The 12228-nt window shown below is 63.2% G+C and carries 7 protein-coding genes; 5 read left to right on the top strand and 2 right to left on the bottom strand.

Translation table 11 applies throughout. The features are described 5' to 3' along the window. Window positions 1–94: 94 nt before the first annotated feature. A complete protein-coding gene (locus tag F6B93_RS22215) occupies window positions 95–385 on the top strand; it encodes a WhiB family transcriptional regulator (protein WP_211697010.1) in 291 nt (96 codons plus the stop codon). 49 nt (window positions 386–434) lie between these two features. On the opposite strand, the gene F6B93_RS22210 is transcribed toward F6B93_RS22215, so the two are convergent. Further along, window positions 435–1799 (bottom strand): MinD/ParA family ATP-binding protein, encoded by a 1365-nt coding sequence (locus F6B93_RS22210; protein ID WP_211697009.1) that lies wholly within the window; start codon window positions 1797–1799, stop codon window positions 435–437. 763 nt (window positions 1800–2562) lie between these two features. Between F6B93_RS22210 and gltB the strand changes: the two genes are divergently transcribed. Continuing rightward, entirely contained in the window at window positions 2563–7158 is a 4596-nt protein-coding gene (gltB, locus tag F6B93_RS22205; protein WP_211697008.1) for a glutamate synthase large subunit, read from the top strand. Further along, window positions 7151–8617 carry a glutamate synthase subunit beta gene (locus tag F6B93_RS22200; RefSeq protein ID WP_211697007.1) on the top strand — a complete coding sequence of 489 codons (1467 nt, stop codon included), beginning with the start codon at window positions 7151–7153 and terminating at the stop codon, window positions 8615–8617. Before gltB ends, F6B93_RS22200 begins: the two co-directional genes overlap by 8 nt. A 426-nt stretch (window positions 8618–9043) precedes the next feature. On the opposite strand, the gene F6B93_RS22195 is transcribed toward F6B93_RS22200, so the two are convergent. After that, window positions 9044–9907 (bottom strand): LLM class F420-dependent oxidoreductase, encoded by an 864-nt coding sequence (locus tag F6B93_RS22195; protein ID WP_211697006.1) that lies wholly within the window; start codon window positions 9905–9907, stop codon window positions 9044–9046. A 785-nt stretch (window positions 9908–10692) separates the two neighbouring features. On the opposite strand from F6B93_RS22195, the gene F6B93_RS22190 reads away from it, so the two are divergent. Then, the gene (locus F6B93_RS22190) at window positions 10693–11124 is read left to right on the top strand and encodes a hypothetical protein (RefSeq protein ID WP_211697005.1); all 432 of its coding nucleotides are present in this window, start codon (window positions 10693–10695) and stop codon (window positions 11122–11124) included. Window positions 11125–11134: 10 nt separating this feature from the next. Further along, window positions 11135–12142 carry a PHP domain-containing protein gene (locus tag F6B93_RS22185; protein ID WP_211697004.1) on the top strand — a complete coding sequence of 336 codons (1008 nt, stop codon included), beginning with the start codon at window positions 11135–11137 and terminating at the stop codon, window positions 12140–12142. Window positions 12143–12228 lie beyond the last annotated feature (86 nt).

The following is a 12228-nucleotide window of genomic DNA, read 5'->3' as shown; positions in this document are numbered from 1 at the left end:
CGTAGCACGAACTGTTGCAGTGCAATGGTTTGTTCTATACGATTCCGAAGCGGGAGGCTACAACCTGCAACGCTTTCTGGAGGAACGAAGAGAAATGACCACTGCAGCTCTGTACGAGATCCCGCTAGGCGTTTGCACGCAAGACCCCGATCGTTGGACGACGACGCCCGATGCAGAGGCCAAGACGCTGTGCCGGGCCTGCCCGCGCCGATGGCTGTGTGCTCGCGACGCAGTCGAGTCAGCAGGTGCTGAGGGGCTCTGGGCGGGAGTGGTGATCCCCGAAGCGGGCCGGGCACGCGCATTCGCCTTGGGCCAATTGCGGTCGTTGGCGGAGCGTAACGGCTACCCGGTCCGCGAACACCGGATTACGGCCCGATCGGCATAGCCCGCTGCCACCCACGATCGTCTATTCGCATCGGAAAACGGATGGTGCCCTACCGGTTTGGTTGGTCACGCACACTCGCAGGCCGGGATTCGAAGTATCCGATGATCGTCGCCGCGATTTGCATGAGCTTTCCGCGCGTCGCCGTATCCATCTCGTGCACCACATCAATGACGCCGCCGGGTCGCAGATGGGGGTCGAAGGGGACCTCGATGACCGGCTGTCCCTGATCGGCGAACTCCCGAGCCAATAGCGACTTCGTGCGCTTGTCGGCGTGCCCATCAGAATCGTTGAGCACCACGATGCTGCGTTGCAGCAATTCGGTGTGGTCATGATCGGTAAGCCACTCCATCGTCTTGGCGGCAGCCGAGGCGCCATCGGCCCACGGTGACGACACCACGATGAGCGCGTCCACGTCGCGCAGGACTTCCTGAGTGACCGCCGTGTCCATTGCGGAGCCGCAGTCAATGATCGAGATCGCGAAGTGGCGATCCAGGCGCAGCGCCGATTCCCGGTAGATCGCCGGATCGAGGACCCGGCGTGGCCCGGATGCCGGCTCGCCTGCCAAGGCGTACAGTCCGGCGGAATTTCGGCCCATCCGCGCGGTCAGATCGGCGAACGACTGTGCGTTCTTGTCGGCGATCAGCTCCCAGAACGAGCCAGTTGCCCGAGGATCGATTCTGCTGCTCAGTCGTCCAAAGGCGGTGTCGGCGTCGATCGCAACGACGCGGTCCTGCAGGCGCAGTTGGGCGAGGATCGACCCGATGCTCGCGGCGACCGACGTCTTTCCGACGCCACCCTTGCCGAGCACCCCAACCTTGTGGATGCCGTGCAGAGCGGTGCGGATGGTGGCTTCGAATTGTGCCCTCTGGCGTTGTGCACTCGAGGGGCGCGGGTTGATAAGGCCAAATGTCAATGCCTGGACGATCGGGCGCCAACCGCGTTCGCCGGAGTGCGCTCCCTTGCGTGCCGGGGTGATTGCGGCATCGGTCGACCGCGGGGATGGCGCCTCTAACGGCGTCTCACCGGGTGGTGTTTCGGGAACGGGCGGTGGTGGCGCGGATGGAGCTTCGGGAACGGGCGGTGGTGGCGCGGATGGAGCTTCGGGAACGCGCGGTAGTGGCGGGGATGAGGTTTCAAGAACGCCCGGTGGTGGTGCGGGTGGGGCTTCGGGTGGGCGCGGCGGCCCGGGTGGATAAGAGGGATGTGGTGGGTGCGGCGGTTCCGGCGCCGGCGTCGGTCGGGGCGCGAAAGCGGTCGCAGGCGGAGGTGGCGGCGTGGGTGGCTTCGGCGGCGGACCGGGCTGATGCGCGACCGTCGGAGGGATACCGGACTGCGGATCCGGCGGGCGTGCGTCAGGGGGCTCGAGCTGCGCTGGTCTCATACGATCCCGCAGGAATTCATCGCGTTGGTTCATGAGCTCCTCAGGTGAAGCGACCGATTGTCGCGTCAGAGCCGACCCCGGCCGACCCTGGTGGGCTCCCCGGCGTTGGAGTGCCACGGTGTGACCGCCGGCGCCGACCGCCGAACAGCATCCCGTCCAGTATTGACCACCGTGCTTCCCCTCCGGAAGCCGTGTGCCGAGTCCGGCATGGTCCACGCTAGTCTTAGGCTTTTATTAGTTTTGTGCAAACTCGATGAGCTGTTGTCCGAGTGCTGACTCGCCATCGCCGTCAAGACATTACGGCGGCCATAGTTGGTGTTCGATTGCCGTTGCCTCGGTTCATCGCTGGTTGGGTCTTCCGGGATAACGATCACCCGTATCGCTGCAGGCGGCCGTCAGAAATGCTTGGTCGCCAGTCCAGCAAACCCGCCTAAGTAATTGGTGTGGTTTGCCGCTGGGCTTGGCCGCCACCTGCACGGGTAGGTTTCGGGCGCAAATCAGCAAGTAGCAGCGGACCGGCAATCGCGCGGCGCAGCACAGGCGGGCGTGTTCACCAGCGGGTTACTATAAGGAAGTTGGCATGTCAGGCGGGTTCTGTCATATCGTTTTACGACTTGTCGAGACCAATTACAGGGCACCGTTCAGCGCTGCACGGACGAATCCCTGGCCGGGTCATCTCCGCTTGGCGGACAGCCTAGGGACAAGACCGAGGGGGTCACGCCCGCGACCTCCGGGGTGCGGTCCCGTTGGAGCCGCTGACGGGACCGAACTGAAGCTGTTGAAGGGTTAGGTGGGAATGGCGCCCAAGCGCGTCGGGCTGTACAACCCCGCATTTGAACACGATTCCTGCGGGGTCGCCATGGTCGTGGATATGCACGGCCGGCGTAGCCGCGACATTGTGGACAAGGCGATCACTGCGCTGCTCAACCTTGAACATCGCGGCGCCCAGGGCGCCGAACCGCGCAGTGGTGACGGTGCCGGCATCCTGATTCAGGTCCCCGACCAGTTCCTGCGGGAAGTCGTGGATTTCGAGCTGCCCGCTCTCGGCAGCTACGCCACCGGTATTGCGTTTCTGCCGCAGTCGTCCAGAGACGCCGCAGCCGCCTGCGCGGCCGTGGAAAAAATCGCCGAAGCCGAGGGCCTGCGGGTGCTGGGCTGGCGTAACGTTCCCACGGACGATTCGTCGTTGGGCGCACTGTCGCGCGATGCGATGCCCACCTTCCGCCAGGTATTCATGGCGGGGGCGTCCGGCATGGTGTTGGAACGCCGCGCCTATGTGGTCCGCAAGCGTGCCGAACACGAACTTGGTACCAGGGGTCCCGGTCAGGATGGCCCTGGCCGTGAGACGGTGTACTTTCCGAGCCTGTCGGGTCAGACCTTCGTCTACAAAGGCATGCTGACGACCCCGCAGCTGAAAGCGTTCTACCTTGATCTGCAAGACGATCGGTTGACCAGTGCACTGGGTATCGTGCACTCCCGGTTTTCGACCAACACCTTTCCTTCCTGGCCGCTTGCACATCCTTTCCGGCGGATTGCGCACAACGGGGAGATCAACACCGTTACCGGCAACGAGAACTGGATGCGAGCCCGGGAAGCGTTGATCGACACCGATATCTTCGGGTCCAGAGCTGACGTGGAGAAGTTGTTCCCGGTTTGTACCCCCGGCGCTTCGGACACCGCTCGCTTCGATGAAGTGCTCGAATTCCTCCACCTCGGCGGTCGAAGCCTCCCTCACTCGGTGTTGATGATGATTCCCGAGGCCTGGGAGCGGCACGAGTCGATGGATGAGCGCCGGCGGGCGTTTTATCAGTACCACGCCTCGTTGATGGAGCCCTGGGACGGCCCGGCATCGATGACGTTCACCGACGGTGTGGTCGTGGGCGCCGTGCTCGACCGCAATGGCCTGCGCCCGTCGCGAATCTGGGTCACCGACGATGGTCTTGTGGTGATGGCATCCGAGGCCGGTGTACTCGACCTGGATCCGTCAACAGTGGTCCGCCGGATGCGGCTGCAGCCGGGTCGGATGTTCCTCGTGGACATGGCGCAGGGACGCATCGTCGATGATGAGGAGATCAAGGCGGAGCTAGCCGCCGAGCAACCCTATCGCGACTGGCTCGACAAGGGACTCGTTCCGATCGAAGCATTGCCCGCAGGCAAGCAGATACCGATGAGCCGCGATCGACTTGTCCTGCGCCAGTTGACTTTCGGCTATACGTACGAGGAGCTCAACCTACTGGTGACGCCCATGGTCCGCGCCGGTGCCGAGCCGATCGGGTCGATGGGCACGGACACCCCCGTGGCGGTGCTGTCGCAGCGTGCGCGGATGCTCTATGACTACTTTCAGCAGCTGTTCGCGCAAGTAACGAACCCGCCGCTGGACGCCATCCGGGAGGAGGTGGTGACTAGCCTGCAGGGCACCACCGGCGGCGAGCGTGACTTGCTGAACCCGGACGCGAACTCCTGTCACCAGATCCGGTTGCCCCAACCGATCCTGCGCAATTTCGAGCTCGCCAAGCTGGTCAACCTCAACCCCGATGACGAGGTCAATGGCCGCCCGCACGGTATGCGGTCCAAGGTGATTCGCTGCCTGTACCCGGTTGCTGAAGGTGGCGCCGGTTTGGCTGTAGCGCTGGACGAAGTCCGAGCGGCGGCATCGGCGGCGATCGCCGACGGCGCCCGGATAATCGTCTTGTCCGATCGTGAGTCCGATAAAAAGATGGCGCCCATACCGTCGTTGCTGGCGGTGGCGGGAGTGCACCACCACTTGGTGCGGGAGCGGACTCGCACGCACGTGGGTCTGGTAGTCGAATCCGGTGACGCCCGCGAGGTCCACCACATGGCAATGCTGCTCGGCTTCGGGGCGGCGGCGATCAATCCCTATCTGGCAATCCAGTCGATCGACGACATGCTCGACCGGGGTGTCTTCGAAGGCTTCGGGGCCGGTATCGACCGCGAAACCGCACTGACCAACTACGTCAAAGCCGCCGGTAAGGGCGTGTTGAAAGTCATGTCGAAGATGGGAATTTCGACGCTGGCGTCCTACACCGGTGCGCAACTGTTCCAAGCCGTGGGCATTTCCCAGGAGGTGCTCGACGAATACTTCACCGGACTTGTCTGCGCAACCGGCGGGATCACTCTGGAGGACATCGCCGCCGATGTCGCCGCCCGGCACCGGCTGGCATACCTGGACGAGCCCGGCGAACGCGCGCACCGCGAACTCGAGGTGGGCGGGGAATACCAGTGGCGCCGGGAGGGCGAGTACCACCTGTTCAACCCCGAGACGGTTTTCAAGCTGCAGCACTCCACCCGAACGGGCCAGTACAAGATCTTCAAGGAGTACACCCGGCTGGTCGACGACCAGAGCGAACGCATGGCGTCGCTGCGCGGACTGCTCAAGTTCCGCGCCGACGTGCGTCCGCCGGTGCCATTGGACGAGGTCGAGCCCGCCAGCGAAATCGTCAAACGCTTCTCGACCGGGGCGATGAGCTACGGGTCGATCTCCGCCGAAGCCCACGAGGCCCTCGCCATCGCGATGAACCGCCTCGGCGGGCGGTCGAACAGTGGTGAAGGCGGCGAGGACGTCAAGCGATTTGACCACGATCCCAACGGCGACTGGCGCCGCAGCGCCATCAAGCAGGTTGCCTCCGCGCGGTTCGGTGTCACCTCGCACTACCTGACCAACTGCACCGACATCCAGATCAAGATGGCTCAGGGTGCGAAACCCGGCGAAGGAGGCCAACTTCCAGGGCACAAGGTGTACCCGTGGGTCGCCAAAGTCCGGCACTCCACACCCGGTGTCGGACTGATCTCGCCGCCACCGCACCATGACATCTATTCCATCGAGGATTTGGCGCAGCTGATCCACGATCTGAAGAACGCCAACCCGTCGGCCCGGGTCCATGTCAAGCTGGTTTCCGAGAACGGAGTGGGGACGGTAGCCGCCGGAGTGTCCAAGGCACACGCTGATGTGGTGCTGATCTCAGGGCATGACGGTGGTACCGGCGCGACTCCGCTGACGTCGATGAAGCATGCCGGTGCGCCGTGGGAGTTGGGGCTGGCCGAGACACAGCAGACACTGCTGCTCAACGGTTTGCGCGATCGGATTGTGGTCCAGGTCGACGGCCAGCTCAAGACTGGCCGCGACGTGATGGTCGCCGCGCTGCTCGGTGCCGAGGAGTTCGGTTTCGCGACCGCACCGCTGGTGGTGGCTGGCTGCATCATGATGCGGGTCTGTCACCTCGACACCTGCCCGGTCGGGGTGGCGACCCAGAATCCAGTGCTGCGGGAGCGGTTCACGGGCAAGCCCGAATTCGTGGAGAACTTCTTCATGTATATCGCCGAAGAAGTCCGGGAATACATGGCACAGCTCGGCTTCCGCACGTTCAACGAGGTCGTTGGCCAGGCTGGATCGTTAGACACCACGCTGGCGCGAGCGCACTGGAAAGCGCACAGGCTGGATCTCGCACCGGTACTGCATGAGCCGGAGTCGGCCTTTATGAACCAGGACTTGTACTGCAGCTCGCGACAAGATCACGGCCTCGACAAGGCACTCGATCAGCAGTTGATCGTCATGAGTCGCGAGGCGCTGGATTCCGCTAGGCCCGTACGTTTTTCGACGAACATCAGTAACGTCAACCGAACAGTGGGCACCATGCTCGGTCACGAGCTAACGAAAGCCTATGGCGGCCAGGGGCTGCCGGACGGCACGATCGATATCACCTTCGATGGGTCGGCGGGCAACAGCTTCGGTGCCTTTGTGCCCAAAGGGATTACGCTGCGTATCTACGGCGATGCGAACGACTATGTCGGCAAGGGGCTGTCCGGTGGCCGAATTGTGGTGCGGCCGTCGGATAATGCACCGCAGGATTATGTCGCCGAGGACAACATTATCGGCGGTAACGTTATCTTGTTCGGCGCCACCAGTGGTGAAGTTTTCTTGCGCGGTGTGGTCGGCGAGAGGTTCGCGGTCCGCAACTCCGGTGCCCATGCTGTGGTCGAAGGGGTGGGTGATCACGGTTGCGAGTACATGACGGGCGGTCGCGTTGTCATCCTGGGCCGTACGGGCCGGAACTTCGCGGCCGGAATGTCGGGCGGAGTGGCCTATGTGTACGACCCTGATGGCGAACTACCGGAGAACCTCAACACCGAGATGGTTGATGTAGAAACCCTCGACGACGACGATGCGGACTTCTTGCACGGCTTTATTCAGGCACATGTCGATGCGACGGATTCAGCTGTCGGGCAACGGGTCCTGGCTGACTGGACGACGCAGCAACGGCACTTCATCAAGGTGATGCCGCGCGATTACAAGCGGGTGCTACAGGCGATCGCCGAGGCCGAACGTGACGGCGTGGATGTCGATAAGGCGATCATGGCGGCCGCGCATGGCTGACCCGACCGGCTTCCTCAAGTACACACACCGGGAATTGCCCAAGCGGCGTCCCGTTCCGCTGCGGTTACGCGACTGGAACGAAGTGTATGAGGAGTTTGACAACGAGACCTTGCGTGAGCAGGCGACGCGATGCATGGACTGTGGAGTTCCTTTCTGCCACCATGGATGCCCGCTGGGCAATTTGATTCCTGAGTGGAACGACTTGGTGCGTAGGGACCGCTGGCGCGATGCGATCGAACGGCTGCACGCCACCAACAATTTTCCCGACTTCACCGGTCGACTCTGCCCGGCGCCGTGCGAGCCGGCATGTGTACTCGGTATCAACCAAGATCCAGTGACGATCAAGCAAATCGAGCTGGAGATCATCGACCGGGCCGTTGCCGAAGGCTGGGTGCAGCCGCTGCCGCCGCAACAGCTGACAGGAAAGACGGTCGCCGTGGTCGGTTCGGGTCCGGCGGGTCTGGCTGCCGCCCAACAGCTGACACGCGCCGGTCACGCCGTGACGGTCTTCGAGCGCGACGATCGCATTGGCGGGCTGCTGCGATACGGCATCCCAGAGTTCAAGATGGAAAAGAGCGTTCTGGACCGGCGGCTGGAGCAGATGCGCGCCGAGGGCACCGAATTCCGGGCCAGCGTCAACGTCGGTGTCGACATCGGTGCCGAAGAGCTGCGTGCGAATTTCGATGCGGTGGTGCTAGCCGGCGGTGCCACCGCGTGGCGCGACCTACCCATACCCGGCCGGGATCTCGACGGTATCCACCAGGCCATGGAGTACCTGCCGTGGGCGAACCGGGCGCAGGAGGGCGACGACGTTCTCGATGCCAACGGTGAGCCGCCGATCACCGCGAAAGACAAGAAGGTCGTGATCATCGGCGGCGGCGACACCGGGGCCGACTGCTTGGGCACCGCGCATCGCCAAGGCGCGGCGAACATCCACCAATTCGAAATCATGCCCCGCCCACCGGACAGTCGTGCGGCCTCGACCCCGTGGCCAACCTATCCGTTGATGTACCGCATCTCGGCGGCGCACGAGGAAGGCGGCGAGCGGGTCTTCTCGGTCAACACCGAGGAGTTCGTCGGTCAGGATGGCCGCGTGCGCTCGCTCAAGGTGCACGAAGTGACGATGCAAGACGGCACGTTCGTCAAGGTCGAGGGATCTGATTTCGAGCTTGAGGCCGATCTGGTGTTGCTGGCGATGGGATTCGTAGGCCCGGAAAAGCCGGGCCTACTCACTGACCTCGGCGTGGAGTTCACCGACCGCGGTAACGTCGCCCGCGGCGACGATTTCGACACCAGCGTTCCCGGTGTGTTCGTTGCCGGGGATATGGGCCGGGGCCAGTCCTTGATCGTGTGGGCGATCGCGGAGGGCCGGGCAGCGGCAGCGGGCGTGGACCGGTATCTTATGGGTGCAAGCGCATTGCCGGCTCCGATCACGCCGACAGCCGCACCGCTTCGATAATCACAGAAATAACAGGAGTAACACCAGAAACATCCTTATCGTTGCTCGGCGCGTCGTTTATGGTTTGCCAGCAAAGGGGTGTCTAATAAGCCAGTGTGGGCTGGATCACAAAGCCGCTGCGTGTGCTAGCCCGGTTGAGTTGTCCGATCGCAGGAGTGTCACTGTGCGTAGTAACCCAGTACCCCGGTCACGGATGGGGCGAATCGCCTGGTCATGGTTTCGTTATCCCGTGAAGAGCCACGAGTTCCCTGCCAAACACGAGCGCCTGGTAACTGCCGAAGAACTGCTGCGCTTCGGGGTGTGACTGGTCGCCACGTCTAATCAAGAGTGGGCAACAAGTTTGCTCAGCTTTATCGAGTTGTTATCTGGTCGAGAATGAGCCTAAGCGCCCTCTGGAGCGCCGACTTCGAACCACGGCGGACCTCTCTAGCTACCGGCGGAATCGGAAAGTAACCCCGATTCCCGGATCGCCTCGGCCAGCGGCTCCAGCACGGCGGGGTCGTGCGGCGGGGCGATGTAGACGATGCCCAAGTCCAGGCCTTCGGCCGCCAGCCCTGCCGCGTTGTCGAGGACTTGTCGGTAGTTGCGTTCGGGTGATAGCCATAGGTGGGCCGAGAGGGTGATCTCTTTGGGGTCACGCCCGATGTCGGTGCAATGCGCTGCGAGCACGCCGCGCTTGCGGGCAAATTCCTCCGGCGTGCCGCCGACGAAATTCCAGTGCTGGGCGTAGCGCGCGGTAATCCGAAGCGTCCGCTTCTCTCCGCTGCCGCCGATACATATCGGAGGGTGTGGGCGCTGGGGGCCCTTCGGCTCGTTGCGGGCACCGCTGAGCTGGTAGTACGTGCCGGAGTAGTCGGTGGTCTCCTTGCTGAGCAGGCTGATGAGCACTTGGCACGCCTCTTCGAATCGGTCGAAGCGCTGCTTGATGCTGCCCAATGCGATGCCGTAGTCGCCGGATTCCTGTTCGTTCCATCCGGCGCCGATCCCGAGTTCGAGCCGGCCGTTGGAAATGATGTCGACCGCGGCGGCCATGTTGGCCAGTACCGCCGGATGGCGGTAGTGAATACCGGTGACGAGTGTCCCCACACGTAACCGCGTGGTGGCTTGTGCCAGGGCGGTCAATGTCGTCCAACCCTCTAAGCACGGGCCGGTAGTGTCGGTGAGAATCGGATAGAAGTGGTCGAACGTCCATCCGGACTCAAAGACGTCGATGTCGTCTGCTTGCTGCCAGACTGCCAGCATCTGGGGCCAGGTCGTGTTTTGGGGTGAAGTCTTGAACGCAAATCGCATGACCTCGACGGTAGGCCTGCCCGGATGGCGAAACTAGACTTCAGACAACGATGGGCCGCTCAATCGGATTAGATACGAGGGCGCGTACACGTTCTGACGTGGAATCGACGGCATTGATTCCATGTGTAAAGGAGTGGAATGAAAGTGAAGCGTACTTACGTTGGCGCCGCGTTAGTAGGTTGTGCTGCGGCGTTGCTGTTCACCACCGGAGTTGCCTCCGCCGCTCCGCCAGACCCACACATGCCGGACCTGGTGAGGGGCTTCTGCCCCGGAGGTCGAACTGATTCCCAAGGTATCGGTGGTGTCACCGCTTCAGGCGGCTGGATCAACTGCGACGGCGTGAAATACCCTGACGGGTCGTTTTGGCGCCAGGGGATAACCCAAAACACCGGCATACGCTTTTTCACCGACTGCCTCAGCGGCGACGGAATTTTCGCGGGCACGCCACCGCCAGGCGGCTGCAATGGGGCGATTCCGCCCGCATAACCTGCCCCCACGGCGGCGGTGTGATCGACGGCGTCAACCACGTGAGCATGCCCGGACGCCACGGAAGCCCGACTCTTTTCGCCGTCGGCGAGTGCACATGTCGGGCTGTGACCTGCGCGTTCGGTTCTGTGCCGGTGCGGATTTGTGCACTAGCCGGCGGCTCGCAGGATGCCTGGGTGGCAACCACGCGGCCCGCCGCTACCGCACCGTCACCATCCAAGCCGGCAACCACATCCTGACCGCCGCCGAACCCCCACCACCCGACCTCGCCGGATGGCGAAACTAGACTTCAAGCAACGATGGGCTGCTCAATCGGATTAGATGCGAAAATCACCCTGCTGGCCGCCGGAGTGATCTTTCTGCTGGCGCTTGGTCTCGGGGTGTGGAAGTACCGGCAGATCATGACGAGCGATGAGCACCGTGCGCACCCCTACGTCGACATCGCACATCGTGCAGCGCTGTTGTACGCCTTCGCGACACTGCTGATCGCGGTCTTCGTTCACCTCAGTGCATGGCCGGTGTGGGTGAACCTGTTGGCGGCAATGGTGGTGGTGTTCTTTTTCGTCGCCGCTATCGCGGGCTATATGTTCCACGGGGCTCGGCGTGACACCGTCAACCAGTTCGAACATCCCACGCGCGCACTAGAGCTGGCGATGGTCTTGCTCATCATTGGCGAGATTGGCGGTTTCTCGGTGATTTTCGCCGGATTCATCGTCGGCCAACTGTTGTAGGCCAGCAGCCATGGATCCGGTGACCGCGTTACGGCAGATCGCCTACTACAAGGACCGCAGCCGCCACGATCCCAGACGCGTGATGGCGTATCGCAAGGCCGCTGACGTTGTCGAGGGCCTCGACGACGCCGCGAGGCAGCGACACGGTCAAGCCAACAACTGGCAGTCGCTGCCCGGAATTGGACCCAAAACCGCCAAGGTCATCGCACAGGCCTGGTCTGGACGCGTGCCGGACGTGCTCGCCGAATTACGCTCCGCTGCTGAAGATCTCGGGGGAGGCGAGGTGCGCGCCGCACTGCGGGGCGACCTCCACCTGCATTCGAACTGGTCGGACGGCTCAGCCCCAATCGAAGAGATGATGGCCACCGCGGCCGCGTTGGGTCATGAGTACTGCGCGTTAACCGACCACTCCCCGCGGCTAACGATCGCCAACGGTCTGTCGGCGGAACGGTTGCGCAAACAGCTCGACGTGATCGATGGGCTGCGCGAGAAATTCGCGCCGATGCGGCTGCTCACCGGAATCGAGGTTGACATTCTCGACGACGGCAGCCTGGATCAGGAACCCGAACTGCTAGACCGTCTCGACATTGTGGTGGCCAGTGTGCACTCGAAGCTATCGATGGATTCGGCCTCGATGACCCGACGAATGGTGCGCGCTGTCTCGAACGAACATGCCGATGTGCTGGGCCACTGCACGGGCCGGCTGGTCTCCGGTGGCCGCGGGATCCGAGCGGAGTCGACGTTTGACGCCGAGGCGGTGTTCACCGCCTGTCGTGACCACGGCACCGCGGTGGAGATCAATTCGCGTCCCGAGCGTCGCGACCCGCCAACAAGATTGCTGAACTTGGCCCTGGACATCGGCTGCGTCTTCAGCATCGATACCGACGCGCACGCTCCCGGCCAGCTTGACTTCCTCGGCTACGGGGCGCAGCGCGCGCTGGACGCAGGCGTGCCCGTCGACCGCGTCATCAACACGTGGCCCACTGACACTCTGCTGAACTGGGCTGCAGGCGGGTAAAGGGGCCGGGACAGCCCGGCGGAGCTGAATTGTGCCGTCGACATGCGGAATCGCTGCGTCTCAATGTTTTTGGGCATAGCCCTGCC

Source organism: Mycobacterium spongiae (assembly GCF_018278905.1).
In the GTDB taxonomy this organism is placed as follows: Bacteria; Actinomycetota; Actinomycetes; order Mycobacteriales; family Mycobacteriaceae; genus Mycobacterium; species Mycobacterium spongiae.
The sequence above is the reverse complement of the archived record's forward strand: the minus strand, read 5'-3'. Positions and strand labels throughout refer to the sequence as shown.